The following is a 15605-nucleotide window of genomic DNA, read 5'->3' on the forward strand; positions in this document are numbered from 1 at the left end:
AGATTAAAAATTGACCACACCGCGGGAGCCGCATGGACACGCCTCAACCCCTGTACAGCGCTGAAACGGTCCGGGAACTGGATCGTCGAGTGATCTCCGCACTGGAGATCCCCTCCATCGCCCTGATGAAGCGGGCAGGACGCCGTGCTTTTGCCCAGCTGATGCGCCGCTGGCCGGACCTGCACCGCCTGCAGGTGTACTGCGGTGGAGGTAATAACGGTGGTGATGGCTATGTGGTTGCCGCCCTGGCTGCGCAGAAACAGATTCCCGTGACTGCCTACGCCTGTGTGCCGCCTGAAAAACTCACCGGCGATGCCCTGGCGGCCTATGAATACGCGATGCGGGAAGGTGTACATGTAGTCGGGTCGCTGACGGAGCTGAACGCTGAGGATGGCGACACGGTGATCGTCGACGCCCTCCTTGGCACCGGCTTCACCGGCGAGCTGCGCGAGCCCGTCGGCCATGCGGTGGAGCGCATTAACCGCAGCGTCGCCCCGGTGCTGGCGGTGGACCTTCCCTCCGGCCTGCATGCCGATACCGGCTTCGGTGACAGGGCTGTGCACGCCGATGTCACCGTCACCTTTATCGGGCGCAAGCCGGGACTCTACTGCGGCCGCGGTCCGGCCCTGTGCGGCGAGGTGGTCTTCGAGGATCTCGGTGCGCCGCCGGAGGTCTACCGCGGGCTGGAACCGCTGGCAAGGCGCTATACCGGCGAGAGTGTGCCGCGCCTGGCCCCGCGCAGTGCAGATGCCTACAAGAACCAGTTCGGTCATGTGCTGGTGGTCGGGGGGGATACCGGTTTTGGCGGCGCGGCACTGATGGCCGCGGAGTCGACCGCCCGCGCCGGTGCTGGCCTGATTTCACTGGCGACCCGGCCGGAGCACTTGCCGGCAGCGCTGACCCGGTGCCCCGAAGTCATGGTGCATCCGGTGATTTCCGGCCAGGAACTGGAACCGCTGCTGGAGCTGCCCGATGTCATCGCCGTGGGTCCCGGGCTGGGGCGGTCACCGTGGAGCGAACAGCTGTTAGCGCGGGCGGGTCGCGCCGAGGTGCCGCTGGTGGTGGACGCCGATGCCCTGAACATCCTCGCCGGCGGGCGCGTGCTCGCCGGTGTGCGCCGGGATGACTGGGTGCTGACGCCCCATGTGGGTGAGGCCGCGCGCCTGATCGGCTGGAATACTGCCGAGGTACTGGCGGACCCGTTCTCGGCCGTGCGTGCCGTTCAGGAAAAATTCAGTGGCGTGGTTGTACTCAAGGGGGCGGGCACCCTGATCGCGCACGACGGTGGCGTCGACCTGATCAACAGTGGCAACCCCGGCATGGCATCCGGTGGCATGGGTGATCTGCTGACGGGAATCATCGCGGCACTGATCGGCCAGCACATGCCGCTGGTCGATGCGGTGAGGCTGGCAGTTTGGCTCCACGGTGCTGCCGGCGACCGCGCCGCCGCCGATGGCCAGCGGGGATTGTTGGCGACGGACCTGCTGCCCTGGGTGCGGAAGCTGGTGGATTGAACGGCCCAGCCTCGCGGTAGTCGATAAGACCGGGGGGGGGTAATAGTCAAAAGCGGGCGATATGGCAGTGTAAGGTGAAGACGATGGAGCCGAGGTTGCAGTGGACCCTGTCCGACGAGACGGCGACCGTGGCCGCGGGAATGGCTGTGGGCCGGGCTTGTCTCGCCAGCGGCCTGTCCGCCGGTATCACGCTGTATTTGTTCGGTGAGCTGGGCGCGGGCAAGACCACGTTCTCCCGCGGGGTGTTGCGGGCGTTTGGTCACGAGGGTGCGGTGAAGAGCCCGACCTATACCCTGGTGGAGCCCTATGATATGGGCGAGTGGCGGGTCTACCACTTCGACCTGTACCGCCTGGGAGATCCGGAAGAGCTCGAATTCATGGGGGTGCGGGATTACTTTGCCCCCGGCAGCCTGAGCCTGGTGGAGTGGCCCCAGCGCGGTCACGGCATCCTGCCGGAGCCCGACCTGGAGGTCGCCCTGGAGGTTGCCGGCGCCGGCCGGCGACTGCGCATGACTGCCCACAGTCCGCGCGGTGAAAGGGTGCTCGCAGCCACGGAAAAATTGCTGTAAATACAGTACAAAGACAGATGTACTTTGATGGGTTGGCCCGATAACAGCCAATAACCAACGGGACGGGAAGGATGAAGCGAACCCTGCAGAGAATGTTCGCCCTCGTGGTAGCCCTGGTGCTGACGGCGCCGGTGCTGGCGGCAGAAATCGAAGGTGTGCGGCTCTGGCGCGCACCCGATCACACTCGTCTGGTGTTCGATCTCAGTGAGCCGGCCGAGCACAAGTTATTTACGCTGGCGGGCCCCCATCGGGTCGTTATCGATATCAGCGATGCCGACGCCGAGCTGGCATCGGCGCTCGCCGGTCTGGAACTCGAGAATACCCCCATCGCCGCCGTGCGGCATGCGCGCCAGAACCAGCGTGACCTGCGGGTTGTGCTCGATCTCAAGCAGCAGACCAATCCCCGCAGCTTTGCCCTGCGCCGGCATGGTGACCTGCCGGACCGGCTGGTGATCGACTTGCATGACAAGGTGGTACAGGAGGAGAAAACGCTGCTGCAGGTCAGCCGGGAGCGGGACGTGGTGATCGCCATCGACGCTGGTCACGGCGGTGAGGATCCCGGCGCACTGGGGCCCGGCGGGTTGCGCGAGAAGGATGTGGTGCTCGCCATCAGCCGCCAGTTGCAGAGGGCCATCGATGCCCGGCCGGGCTTCAAGGCGAAACTCGTGCGTACCGGTGACTACTACATTCCGCTGCGGGAGCGGGTGAACAAAGGGCGCGAGTTACGCGCCGACCTGTTCGTCTCCATCCATGCCGATGCCTTTACCCGCAAGGATGCCCGCGGTGCCGGTGTGTACGCGGTGTCTTCACGTGGCGCGACCAGTGAGACGGCTCGATTCCTCGCCCAGCGGGAAAACGAGTCGGACCTGATCGGCGGTGCCGGTAGCCTGAACCTGGGCGATAAGGACGACACCCTCGCCGGTGTGCTGCTCGACCTGTCCATGACGGCCACCATGAATGCCAGCCTGGATATTGGCGCCAGCGTTCTCCAGCAACTGGGTGGCGTCACGCACCTGCACAAGAAGCGGGTCGAGCAGGCCAACTTTGCCGTGCTGCGTTCCCCGGACGTGCCCTCGATCCTGGTGGAGACCGGCTTCATCACCAACCCGCAGGAGGCCAGGCGCCTGCGGGACCCGTCGTTCCAGCGGCGGCTGGCACAAAAACTCAGCGACGGTATAGTGGCCCACTTTACGACGCGCCCACCGGCGGGCAGCTGGCTGGCAGTCAACCGGGACCGACTGGACCGGCGCCATACCATCGCCCGCGGCGATACCCTGTCCGGTATTGCCGCGCGTTACAACGTCTCGGTGGCCTCGCTGAAAAAACTCAACGGGATCGACTCGACAGTGATCCGGGTCGGTCAGACCCTGAATATCCCGTCCAGCTGAGCGTCGCCCGGACCCCAAATTTCTGCAGGAGCCCGTGTGGCGGGCCGATGTTGTTTTATGCATGACAAAATAGCGCAGCTGTCCCCGCGCCTCGCCAACCAGATTGCCGCTGGTGAAGTGGTTGAACGCCCGGCGTCGGTGATCAAGGAGCTGCTGGAAAACAGTCTCGACGCCGGCGCCAGCCGGCTCGATGTCGAGATCGACAACGGCGGAACGAAGCGCATCAAGGTGCGCGACAACGGCCGCGGCATCGGCCAGGAGGATCTGCCGATGGCGTTGGCTCGCCACGCCACCTCCAAGATCCACGCGCTCGAAGATCTGGAGGCGGTGGCCACCCTCGGTTTCCGCGGCGAAGCCCTGGCCAGTATCTCCTCCGTCGCCCGTCTCACCATGACCAGCAGCCGCGACGATTCAGGCAAGGGCTGGCAGGTGAGCGCCGAGGGGCGGGACATGCAGGCACAACTGGTGCCGGCTGCCCACCCGCGCGGTACCACCGTCGATGTACGGGATCTCTTTTTCAATACGCCCGCGCGGCGCAAGTTCCTGCGCACCGAGAAGACCGAGTTCAACCGCGTCGATGACACCATCAAGCGCCTGGCGCTGTCGCGCTTCGACGTGTCCATTACCCTGCGCCACAACGGCAAGGGCGTGCACAACCTGCGCGCCGGTAGTGGCCGGGTGGAGATGGAGCGGCGGGTTTCCCAGGTCTGTGGCCCGGCCTTCATGCAGAACGCGCTGCATATCGATGTGGAGCGCAGTGGCCTGCGGCTCTGGGGCTGGGTGGCAGAGCCGGCCTTTTCCCGCTCCCAGGCGGACCTGCAGTTCTTCTACGTGAATGGTCGCGCGATTCGCGACAAGGTGGTCAGCCACGCGGTGCGCCGCGCCTTTGCCGATGTGCTCTACCACGGCCGTCATCCCGCCTTCGTACTCTACCTGGAGCTGGATCCGGCCTCCGTAGACGTCAATGTGCACCCCACCAAGCACGAGGTCCGCTTCCGCGACAGTCGCCTGGTGCACGATTTCCTCTTCGGCAGCCTGCACCGGGCGCTGGCGTCCGTGCGCCCCGGGGATCGCGGGTCAGAGGAGAGCGCTGCCGAGCCCGAGCAATCGCGACCGGCGCCGGTGGCGGGGCTGGCGGCGGGGGAGTTCGCCGGCCAGCAGCGCATGCCCCTGTCGGCCACACCCTCGAGCAGCGGTCTGCAGCAGCAGATGCAGGGTTACGCCACCCTGCATCAGCCCTACCAGGGGGAATCCGCGGTGGAGGAGCCGGCTCCGGCTTCTGTGCCCAATGGCGCCGGTGTGCCGTCCTGGAGCAGCGCGCCGTCATCGGGCAGTGACGAAGAAGTGCCGCCGCTGGGCTACGCACTGGCGCAGTTACACGGGATCTATATTCTCGCCCAGAACCAGCACGGCCTGATCGTGGTGGACATGCACGCCGCCCACGAACGCATTGTCTACGAGCGCATGAAAGCTGCTCACGCTGCCGGCGGTATCCAGGCGCAACCACTGCTGGTGCCGGTGAGCCTGGCGGTGAGCCAGCGCGAGGCGGACTGTTTCGAGGAGCGCGCGGAGGTATTCACTGCGCTGGGCTTCGTCCTGCAGCGTGCCGGCCCCGAGACCCTGCTGGTGCGTCAGGTGCCCACCATGTTGCACGGGGCAGAAGTGGAGCAGCTGGTGCGGGATGTGTTGGCCGACCTGCTAGCAGAAGGCGGCAGCGACCGGATTGGCGAGCGCATCAACGAGATTCTTTCCACCATGGCCTGCCACGGTTCCGTGCGCGCCAACCGCAAGCTGACCGTGCCGGAAATGAACGCCCTGCTGCGGGACATGGAGCGCACCGAGCGCAGCGGCCAGTGCAATCACGGCCGGCCCACCTGGACACAGGTTAAACTGGCAGACATGGACAAGTGGTTTTTGCGCGGCCAGTAACGGCCGTCCGGGATAACCTTTTTGACTGAGCAGACAAACAGGCCGCGCGCGATATTCCTGATGGGCCCCACTGCCTCCGGCAAGACCGATCTGGCGATGGCGCTGGCGGACCGGCTGCCCGTGGAGCTGGTCAGTGTGGACTCTGCCCTGGTCTACCGGGGCCTCGATATCGGCTCCGCCAAGCCGGATCCGGAAGAGCTGGCGCGCTACCCCCACCGGCTTATGGATATCTGCGATCCCTCCGAATCCTATTCCGCCGGCCGCTTCCGCAGCGATGCACTGCAGGCCATGGCCGAAATCACCGCAGCGGGCAGGATCCCGTTGCTGGTGGGTGGCACCATGCTCTATTTCCGCGCCCTGCTCGAGGGCATGGCAGAACTCCCGGAGGCCGATCCGGATATCCGTGCCGAAATCGAGGCGCAGGCGGCCCGCGAGGGCTGGCCGGCGCTGCACCGGGAGCTGGCTTCGGTGGATCCTGAGTTGGCGGCCGAACTGCACCCCAATCACTCGGTGCGTATCGAGCGCGGCCTGGAGGTCTATCGGCTGACGGGCAGGCCGCTGTCAGAGCTGCGGCGGGAACAGGCGCGCGATTCCGTGGCCGAACATTATGCGTTGAAGCAGATGGCTCTGCTGCCGAGGGACCGGACGCTCCTCCACGAGCGCATCGCCCTGCGTTTTCGCCTGATGCTGGAACGGGGCTTCGTCGATGAGGTCAAAAAGCTGCGCGCCAGGGGAGACTTGCACGAGGACCTGCCGGCCATCCGTGCGGTGGGTTACCGACAGGTGTGGCAGTACCTGGAGGGGCGGCTCGATTACGAGCAGATGGTCCAGGCGGGCATTGCGGCCACCCGCCAGTTGGCCAAGCGCCAGCTGACGTGGTTGCGGCGCTGGCCGGATCTGGCGTGTATTTATACCCAGGCTCCGGATGGGCGGGTGCGCAAAAATGACGAAATGTTAACGGAAGCCTTGAAATTTCTCACCTGAGCAGCCATAACGTGGATGGGTCATCCTATTGGCGGCCCATTCAGTCAGTTTGTTTCACAGGGCCCCCCAATTTTGGGCTCTTTTACCGATACGCGTATTCAACCGTAACCGTTCTTTAGCTCGCGGGTTTCGCGGGTGCGATTATGGGATGCATACTGCTTCCAGCTTTTGACAAGGAGAAAAAAGATGTCAAAAGGGCACAGCTTACAAGACCCTTACCTCAATGTTCTGCGCAAAGAGCGCATCCCGGTTTCCATCTATCTGGTGAACGGTATCAAGCTTCAGGGGCAAATCGAATCCTTCGACCAGTTTGTCGTGCTGCTGAAAAACACGGTCAGCCAGATGGTCTACAAGCATGCAATTTCCACAGTCGTGCCTTCACGGGCGGTGCGGGTACCGCTGCTGAATCCTGCTGCGCAGCAAGGTGCTGAAGGGCACGGTGAGGGCGGTGAGCGGGATACTTTCGGTTGAATCGACCCCGTATCCGGAAAATGAGCGGCGTCTCCGGCGCCGTGCAGCCATCCGCAGCGCCCCGGCTTGCCGGGGCGCCTGCCGTTTGGGCGCGGGCAAACCTTGGTGTCAGAATCCGATGAGGGCCAGTGTGCGCCCCGCCCGATAGCATTTCCCTGCCCCGTGCGACATTCTTGCCCCCTTGAGAGAGTTACCCTTGTTTTTTGAACGACCGAAATCCGGCGAGCTGGCTGTGTTGGTGCACCTGGAGCTGTCTGCCATCGACAGCCCGGAGGATCCCCGCGAGTTTGAGGAGCTGGCCCTTTCCGCCGGCGCCGATCCGGTGGCATTTATTTTCGGGCAGCGCGCCACGCCGGATCCCAAGACCTTTGTCGGGCGCGGCAAGCTCGAGGAAATCCACGCTGCTGTGAAGGAGCACGGTGCGCAGCTGGTGATCTTCGACCATACCCTGTCGCCGAGCCAGGAGCGCAATATCGAGCGGCAGCTCCACTGTCGGGTGCTCGACCGGACAGGGCTAATCCTCGATATTTTTGCCCAGCGTGCACGCACGCACGAGGGCAAGTTGCAGGTGGAGCTGGCGCAGCTGCGCCATATGTCCACGCGGCTGGTACGGGGCTGGACCCACCTGGAGCGGCAGAAGGGCGGGATCGGTCTGCGCGGCCCCGGTGAGACCCAGCTGGAGACCGACCGTCGGTTACTGCGCGCGCGCATCGACTCCATTGAAAAGCGGCTGGAAAAAGTCCGCCGGCAGCGGGAGCAGGGGCGTCGCGCCCGTTCGCGGGCAGAGGTGGCCACCGTCTCGCTGGTGGGCTACACCAACGCCGGCAAGTCCACGCTGTTCAACCGGCTGACCGATGCCGGTGTTTACGTGAAGGATCAGCTGTTTGCCACACTCGACCCGACCATGCGTCGGGTGGAGCTGCCCAATGTGGGGGCGATGATTCTCGCTGACACCGTGGGCTTTGTTTCTCACCTGCCGCACAGGCTGGTCGAGGCGTTTCGCGCCACTCTGGAGGAGGCCAGCAATGCCTCGCTGCTGCTCCACGTTGTCGATGCCGCGGCGGAAGACCGGTTGACCCTGATGGAGGAGGTGCAGGAGGTGCTGACGGAAATCGGCGCCGGCGAACTGCCCCAGCTGTTGGTGTACAACAAGATCGACCTGTTGAAGGATCGCGGTCCGGGAATCGATCGCGACGAACACGGCGTGCCCAGGGCGGTATGGCTTTCAGCGGTTACCGGTGATGGTTGCGATCTGCTGATCGAGGCCATCGCCGAGCGGCTGGGTGAGGAGATGGTCAGCGGTCACCTGGTGCTGGCGCCGGAACAGGGCCGCCTGCGCGCCCAGCTGCATGCCATCAATGCCGTGCGTAGCGAGCGCTACCTCGACAATGGCGATTGCGAGCTGGCGCTGACGCTGCCGCGCAGCGATCTGCAGCGGCTTCTGGCGCCGTACAAAGACAGCCCGACAGCGCCGCGCTGGCAGGGGCACAGTCTGGCCGATGCGGACTGAGCGCCCGGGGCGGCGGCATTTCGGTGCCGAACGGTGCTAGAATCTGGCCCGTATAAAAGCTTAATGAACTGAGTTGGAGTATTTCGATGGCCTGGAACGAGCCGGGTGGTAATAACAAGGATCCCTGGGGCGGGGGTGGCGGTAATCGCAATGACGGCCCGCCGGACCTCGACGAGCTGCTGAGAAAGCTACAGCAGAAACTGAACGGCCTCTTTGGCGGCGGATCATCCTCCTCCGGCCCCGAGTCCGGTGGCAAGGTCCCCTGGGTGCCGGCGCTGATCGTAGTTGCCGTACTTTACGGCCTGTGGGGCTTCTATCAGGTGGACGCGAACGAATCCGCTGTTGTGCTGCGCCTGGGTAAATACCATTCCACCGAGGGCGCGGGCCTGCACTGGAACCCGCCCATTATCGATCACGTGGAAAAGGTCAACGTGACGGAAGTGCGGACTGAGCGGACCACCGGCCAGATGCTGACCGAGGACGCGAATATCGTTGAGGTGGTGCTCACGGTTCAGTGGCATATCGATGATGCCGAATCCTACGTGCTGCGGGTGCGAGATCCGCTCAAGAGTCTGCAGGAAGCGACCGACAGTGCCCTGCGACACGTGGTGGGTTCCGCCTCCCTGAATGGCGTGATTTCCCAGAACCGTACCCAGGTGTCCGCGGATACACAGCAACGGCTGCAGGAGTACCTGGACCTGTACCAGACCGGTATCCAGATCGATGTGGTCAACCTGACGGACGCCAAGGCGCCGCGCGAAGTACAGGATGCCTTCGATGACGTGACCAAGGCCCGCGAGGACGAGGTACGCTTCAGGAACGAGGCCCAGGCCTATGCCAACCAGGTGATCCCGGTGGCCCGTGGTCGCGCACAGCGGATTCTCGAGGAGGCAGAAGCCTACAAGACCCAGGTGGTCGAGCTGGCCCGCGGTGAAACCGTGCGCTTTGAAAGGCTGCTGGCGGAATACCAGCAGGCGCCGGCAGTGACCCGTGAGCGCCTCTACCTGGATACCGTGCAGGAAGTGATGAGCAACACCTCCAAGGTGATGGTGGATGTAGAGGGCGGCAGCAACATGATGTACCTGCCCCTGGACAAGCTTGCCGAGCGCACTGCCGACACCGCCAGCAAGCGCGGCGAGAAACTGTCACCGGCTGTCATCGAGGAAGTCTCCCAGCGCGTGATGGAGCGCCTGCGCACCGAGGCCAACAACAATCGCCGCGGCGGCAACATCCGCTAGGAGGTAGGACGTGAACAACAGAACGCTAGTCATCATTGCCGCTCTGCTGGTCGCCCTGCTGGCGATTTCAAGCAGTGCTTTCGTGATCAAGGAAACCGAGAAGGCAGTCCTGCTGCGCTTCGGTGAGGTGGTTCGCAGCGATTACACCCCTGGGCTGTATTTCAAGATTCCGCTGGTGCACCAGCTGCGCCGTTTCGATGCCCGTATCCAGACCGTGGACTCCAGCCCGGTGCGGATGCTGAACGCTGAAAACAAGTTCATGATGGTGGACTCCTACGCCAAGTACCGCATTCTCGACGTCGAGCGCCACTACGTGGCCACCCGCGGCGACGAGCGCAATGCCGTGCGCCTGCTGTCGGAGCAGATCAACGACCGGCTGCGTAACCAGTTTGGTGTCCGTGACCTGCACGAGGTCGTCTCCGGACAGCGGGACGAACTGATGGCGGAAATCACCAAGAACCTGAACGAGGTGGCGAAGACCAACCTCGGCGTGGAGGTGATCGATGTGCGGGTGAAGCGCATCGACCTGCCGCCGGAGGTGTCGGAGTCCGTGTTCCAGCGCATGCGCGCCGGCCGCGAACTCGAGGCGCGGGATCACCGGGCCAAGGGTGAGGAGGCTGCAGAGCGCATCCGTGCCAATGCGGACCGCCAGGTGGTGGTGATCGAGTCCGAAGCCTATCGCGAGGCCGAGGAACTGCGCGGTGCCGGTGACGCCGAGGCGGCGGCCATTTATGCCGGCGCTTTCAGCAAGGACCCGGAGTTCTACCGCTTTACCCGCAGCCTCAAGGCTTACAGGGAGTCCTTCAACGATCGTGCCGACATGCTGCTGATCGAGCCGGACAGCGAATTCTTCCGCTACCTGAAGGATGCACAGGGCCAGCAGTAGGGCCCATCAGGTGGGGGTGGCGACACGCGCCCCTACCGTCCCGCAGGGACTTGATGATAAACTTGCGCAAACCGGGCGTTGCCCGGTTTTTTCGTGTGTGGGATCCGGCTTTTCGCCGGGCTGCCGGGCCCGATCCCTGGGTTCGAGGTGGTCTCCCACGCCACCGGATACCTTTATACCGTCTATACCGTCGCGACAGTCCTGAGCTACCAATTGCCATGAGCCAAGCCGATCGCTGGATGTTGCCAGAAGGCATCGCCGAAATTCTTCCCGCGGATGCCAAGAGCATCGAGACCCTGCGCCGTCGACTGCTGGACCTGTACCACAGCTGGGGCTACGAGCTGATCATCCCGCCGATGGTCGAGTTTACCGATTCCCTGTTGATCGGCATGGGCCGGGATGTGGACCTGAGCACGTTCAAGGTGACCGACCAGCTTTCGGGGCGCACATTGGGTATCCGCGCCGATATTACCCCCCAGGCGGCGCGGATCGATGCCCACAGTTTCCCGCGGGCCGGTGCCAACCGGCTCTGTTATGCGGGGCAGGTGCTGTACACCCGCCCGCGCAGTGTGCACGGTTCCCGCGCGCCGATTCAGATCGGTGCCGAGCTTTACGGGGTCGACAGCCTCTCCGCCGATATCGAGGTGATCTCCCTGATGCTGGAGACGCTGCTGGCTGCGGGTGTCGAGCAGATCCACCTGGACCTCGGTCATGTCGCCATTTACCGCAGCCTCGCCGAAGCCGCGGGCCTCGATACCGAACAACAGTCGTCGCTGTTCGCCCTGCTGCAGAGCAAGGCCGCGGCGGATATCCACCGCTGGGTCACCGACAATGTGCGGGATCCAGAATGCGCCCGGTGGTTGCGCGCGTTGCCGGACCTGGCTGGCGGCAGTGACTGCCTGGCACGTGCGCGGGATGTGTTCGTCGGTGCGCCGGCACCGCTGGCGGCCGCGCTCGCCGACCTGCAGTGCTGCGCCGATGCGCTGGCGAAGCGCTATCCTGCCGTGGAACTGTTTTTCGACCTCAGCGAAGTGCGAGGCTACGACTACGAGACCGGGCTGGTGTTTGCGGCTTATACGCCGGGCCATGGCCTGGCGCTCGCCAACGGCGGCCGCTACAACGGCATTGGGTCGGTCTTCGGGCGCGAGCGCCCTGCCACCGGCTTCAGCACCGACCTGGTGGCACTGAACCAGCTGGGGCAGGAAACCTGGGAGGAGGTTGGTGCTATCCTCGCACCCGAGAGCGATGACGATAGCCTCTGGCAGGCGGTGCGTGCGCTGCGCCGGGAAGGGCAGGTGGTTATTGCGGCGCTGCCCGATGGGGCCGAGAGTGAAGTGCGTTCCCGCTGTGACCGGGAACTGGTGAAACAGGATGGTCACTGGGTCGTCCAGCCTCGCTGCTGAGGCTTCGGTCTATGATTTTGGAATTCGCGGGGTGGACTGAAGCCGCCCCGGGCCGCTCGATGGGCGCGGCCGTCGCGTTTTCCCCAGCTCATCTTTTGAAGCGCGAACGCGGCGCTGCCGTGGACGCAACCTGGGTCTGCCGCCATCCGGTCCGGAAAGGGCGGAGGCCTGTCCTCCGGGAATTTACGATTCAGAGACTTACGCAATGGGCAAGAATGTAGTGGTGCTCGGGACCCAGTGGGGTGACGAGGGCAAGGGCAAGATCGTCGACCTGCTGACGGAGAAAGTTTCACTGGTAGTGCGTTTCCAGGGCGGCCATAACGCCGGCCACACCCTGGTGATCGATGGTGAAAAGACCGTCCTGCACCTGATTCCCTCCGGTATCCTGCGCCCTAGTGTCACCTGCTTGATCGGCAACGGTGTGGTGCTGTCCCCGGAGGCCCTGCTGAAGGAGATGGGAGAGCTGGAGGCGAAGAACGTACCGGTGCGCGAACGCCTGCGCTTGTCCCCGGCCTGCCCACTGATCCTGCCTGTGCACGTGGCCCTGGACCAGGCCCGCGAGAAAGCCCGCGGCGACAAGGCCATCGGCACCACCGGTCGTGGCATCGGCCCGGCCTATGAGGACAAGGTGGCCCGTCGTGGCTTACGCCTCGGTGACTTGTGCAACTGGGACAATTTCTGCGCCCAGCTGAAAGAACTGCTGGAATACCACAACTTCGCCCTGACCCAGTATTACCAGGTGGATCCAGTCAGCTACGACGATACGCTGGCCGAGGCGAAAGTCTGGCGTGACCAACTGGTGCCGATGATCACCGACGTCGCCGACTGGCTGCACCAGGCCCGGGAGCGCGGCGACCACATCCTGTTCGAGGGCGCCCAGGGCTCCCTGCTGGATATCGACCACGGCACCTATCCGTTCGTGACTTCGTCCAACACCACCGCTGGCGGCACTGCCACCGGTTCCGGTTTCGGTCCGCTCTACTTGGACTACGTCCTCGGTATCACCAAGGCTTACACCACCCGCGTCGGTGGCGGCCCCTTCCCGACCGAGCTGGCCTGCGATGTAGGTCGGCACCTGGGGGAGAAGGGCCACGAGTTCGGCGCCACCACTGGGCGGCAGCGCCGCACCGGCTGGTTCGATGCGGTGGCTGTGCGCCATGCGATCCGCATCAACAGCATTTCCGGCCTGTGCCTGACCAAGCTGGACGTGCTGGACGGGCTCAAGGAAGTGAAGATCTGTGTCGGTTACCGTAACCAGGACGGTGAAGAAGTGCCGGTGCCCTTTGATGCCGCCGGCTGGGAGGGCGTGGAGCCGGTGTACGAGACCATGCCCGGCTGGAGCGGCACCACCTTTGGCGTGCGTCGCGAAGCCGAACTGCCCCAGGCAGCGCGGGATTACATCGCCCGCATCGAGGAGCTCGTAGGGGCGCCAGTCGATATCATCTCCACCGGTCCGGATCGCAATGAAACCATCGTGCGCGAATCCTCAGCCCTGTGCGAGATGGGTATTCACAACCCCAGCGTTTGATCCACACCCCTGGCCGGGCATCCGCCCGGCCTCCTTTGTGAACCCCAAGTCGGTCATACAGCTTGCGCCGGTGCTCCCGTCCGACGATCATGGGACTGAATTAATAGGTTTGGTCACAGACTCGTGACCAACTGTCAGTCGTCTTCTGTGAGGGGCCTATGTCAACCAGCTCCCATTCGAGCCATCACCCGCGCTACAGTGTCGCCGAAGAGATCGCCAACAGTGTGACCCATGGCGTGGGCGCCGTACTGGCCATCGCTGGTCTCGGCGTGCTCTGCGCCTTTGCCGCCCTGCGCGGCGATGCTTGGCATATCGTCAGCTGTGCCATTTACGCAGCTACTCTGATCCTGTGCTTTGGCGCCTCGGCCCTGTACCACAGTGCCATTGATCCCCGCGCCAAGCAGGTCCTACGTACGGTGGATCATTCGTCGATTTTTCTCCTGATTGCCGGCAGTTATACGCCGTTCACTCTGGTGACCCTGCGTGATGCGGCCTTTTCCCTCGGCTCCTGGGGCTGGTGGCTATTCGGTATCATCTGGGCCCTGGCAGTGATGGGGCTGGTGATACAGTTCACGCCACTGAAGAAATATCGCGCGCTTTCGATCACCATGAGCGCACTGATGGGCTGGGTGGTGGTGGCCGCCACCAAGCCGCTGTTGGACAGCCTGGCACCCGGAGGCCTCATATTGCTGCTTCTCGGGGGGCTCTGCTACACCGGGGGAATCGTTTTCTACCTCTGGCGCAGCCTGCCCTATCACCATGCCATCTGGCATGTCTGTGTGCTGGCCGGTGCGGTACTGCACTACTTCGCTGTGCTCCTGTACGTGATTCCCTGACCGACGGGATCGGTTTTTGCGCCCCGTCACAGGGCGGCCGATTGGACTTTCCCTTTGCCCGCGCTCGCCCTACCCTTGAGCGAGCGTGTTTCCTCAAGGAGTCCACATGTACAGGCTGCCCGGCTTCCATTCCCTGTTTCTGCTTTTCCTGCTTCTCATCGCGATCCCTGCCATTGCTGCTGACAAGGGCTTCGAACAGTGGGTGCAGGATTTTCGTAAGACCGCTCTGAAGGAGGGCATCTCGCCCGAAGTCTTCGACCGCGCATTTGCCGGCATCGATTCGCCGGATCAGTGGGTACTGGACAAGGCGAGTTACCAGCCGGAGTTCAAGGCACCGGTGTGGCAGTATTTCGACAACCGGGTGCAGCAGCGTGCGATCCGAATGGGACGCGCAAAGAAAGAGGAGCTGCAACCATGGCTCGACAAGATTGAGCAGCGGTTCGGGGTGAGCCCCAACGTCCTCCTGGCCATCTGGTCCATCGAGTCGAGCTTCGGCGCCATCCTCGATAACGAAAAGGTGATCCGCAACGTGGTGCGCTCCCTGGCCACGCTCGCCTATGCCGATCCCAAGCGCAGCAAGTTCGGTCGTCAGCAGTTGCTGGCCGCGCTGAAGATCCTGCAGAGTGGCGACGTCGACGAGAAGCACCTGGTGGGCTCCTGGGCCGGTGCCATGGGGCATACGCAATTCATCCCCACCAGTTACCAGGCCTATGCCGTCGATATCGACGGTGATGGCAAACGCGACATCTGGAATTCGGTGCCCGATGCGCTGGCCACTGCGGCAAGCCTGCTGTCCAACAACGGTTGGCGCCAGGGTGAAACCTGGGGTTATGAGGTGACCATCCCTGAACGAAAGCTGCCCGCTGGCAAGCTCACCCTGCGCGAGTGGGAGAAGCTGGGCGTGAAGCGGGTCAACGGCAAGGCTTTCCCGCGCCCGGATGACAAGGCAGAGCTGAAGTTGCCCGCCGGCCGGGAGGGGCCGGCGTTCCTGATGCTGAAGAACTTCTTTGTCATCAAGCGTTACAACAATTCCGATCGCTATGCCACGGCGGTGGGGTTGCTGGCGGACCAGATCGGTGGCGGTAAAGGCCTGGTAAAAGACTGGCCGCGCCCCTTCACCCCGATTAACACGTCGGAAGTAGAAGAAGTGCAGAAGCTACTGAAGCAGCGCGGACTTTACGAGGGCGAAATCGATGGTAAGGCCGGATCCGGGACCCGCAAGGGGATCCAGGCATTCGAGAAGAGTATCGGCGTCGAGGTGCAGGGCTATCCCAGCAAAGAAGTGCTGGAACAGCTACGCAAGCGCAGCTGAGCGTCAGCAAAAAGAAAGGGCCCCCCGGGGCCCTTGT

At 63.8% G+C, this 15605-nt stretch carries 13 protein-coding genes; all 13 read left to right on the plus strand.

From position 1 onward, the window contains the following. The first annotated feature begins 32 nt into the window (after nt 1-32). The 13 genes from LVD12_RS14690 (at nt 33) to LVD12_RS14750 (ending at nt 15568) form a co-directional block, all read left to right on the plus strand. Entirely contained in the window at nt 33-1514 is a 1482-nt protein-coding gene (locus LVD12_RS14690; protein ID WP_237068480.1) for an NAD(P)H-hydrate dehydratase, read from the plus strand. An 83-nt stretch (nt 1515-1597) separates the two neighbouring features. After that, nucleotides 1598-2083 (plus strand): tRNA (adenosine(37)-N6)-threonylcarbamoyltransferase complex ATPase subunit type 1 TsaE, encoded by a 486-nt coding sequence (tsaE, locus tag LVD12_RS14695; protein ID WP_237068481.1) that lies wholly within the window; start codon nt 1598-1600, stop codon nt 2081-2083. A gap of 71 nt (nt 2084-2154) precedes the next feature. Then, on the plus strand, nt 2155-3471 hold the full coding sequence (locus tag LVD12_RS14700; RefSeq protein ID WP_237068482.1) for an N-acetylmuramoyl-L-alanine amidase: 1317 nt from the start codon (nt 2155-2157) through the stop codon (nt 3469-3471). Between the two features lie 57 nt (nt 3472-3528). Beyond that, nucleotides 3529-5400, plus strand: coding sequence for a DNA mismatch repair endonuclease MutL (gene mutL, locus LVD12_RS14705; RefSeq protein ID WP_237068483.1), 1872 nt, complete (start codon nt 3529-3531; stop codon nt 5398-5400). Between the two features lie 12 nt (nt 5401-5412). Next, complete coding sequence (miaA, locus tag LVD12_RS14710) at nt 5413-6384, plus strand: tRNA (adenosine(37)-N6)-dimethylallyltransferase MiaA (RefSeq protein WP_237068627.1); 972 nt, start codon at nt 5413-5415, stop codon at nt 6382-6384. Nucleotides 6385-6570: 186 nt separating this feature from the next. Further along, nucleotides 6571-6855, plus strand: a complete 285-nt coding sequence (gene hfq, locus LVD12_RS14715) for an RNA chaperone Hfq (protein ID WP_237068484.1) — start codon at nt 6571-6573, stop codon at nt 6853-6855. Between the two features lie 196 nt (nt 6856-7051). Continuing rightward, complete coding sequence (gene hflX, locus LVD12_RS14720) at nt 7052-8365, plus strand: ribosome rescue GTPase HflX (protein ID WP_237068485.1); 1314 nt, start codon at nt 7052-7054, stop codon at nt 8363-8365. Between the two features lie 86 nt (nt 8366-8451). Next, entirely contained in the window at nt 8452-9603 is a 1152-nt protein-coding gene (hflK, locus tag LVD12_RS14725) for an FtsH protease activity modulator HflK (protein WP_237068486.1), read from the plus strand. A 10-nt stretch (nt 9604-9613) separates the two neighbouring features. Then, the gene (hflC, locus tag LVD12_RS14730; protein ID WP_237068487.1) at nt 9614-10489 is read left to right on the plus strand and encodes a protease modulator HflC; all 876 of its coding nucleotides are present in this window, start codon (nt 9614-9616) and stop codon (nt 10487-10489) included. A 218-nt stretch (nt 10490-10707) separates the two neighbouring features. Continuing rightward, entirely contained in the window at nt 10708-11892 is a 1185-nt protein-coding gene (locus LVD12_RS14735) for an ATP phosphoribosyltransferase regulatory subunit (RefSeq protein WP_237068488.1), read from the plus strand. Between the two features lie 205 nt (nt 11893-12097). Further along, complete coding sequence (locus LVD12_RS14740; protein WP_237068489.1) at nt 12098-13420, plus strand: adenylosuccinate synthase; 1323 nt, start codon at nt 12098-12100, stop codon at nt 13418-13420. Nucleotides 13421-13578: 158 nt separating this feature from the next. Continuing rightward, a complete protein-coding gene (trhA, locus tag LVD12_RS14745; protein WP_237068490.1) occupies nt 13579-14256 on the plus strand; it encodes a PAQR family membrane homeostasis protein TrhA in 678 nt (225 codons plus the stop codon). A gap of 106 nt (nt 14257-14362) precedes the next feature. Continuing rightward, nucleotides 14363-15568, plus strand: coding sequence for a lytic murein transglycosylase (locus LVD12_RS14750; RefSeq protein ID WP_237068491.1), 1206 nt, complete (start codon nt 14363-14365; stop codon nt 15566-15568). Nucleotides 15569-15605: the final 37 nt, after the last annotated feature.

The organism is Microbulbifer guangxiensis, assembly GCF_021729075.1.
Classification (GTDB): Bacteria; Pseudomonadota; Gammaproteobacteria; order Pseudomonadales; family Cellvibrionaceae; genus Microbulbifer; species Microbulbifer guangxiensis.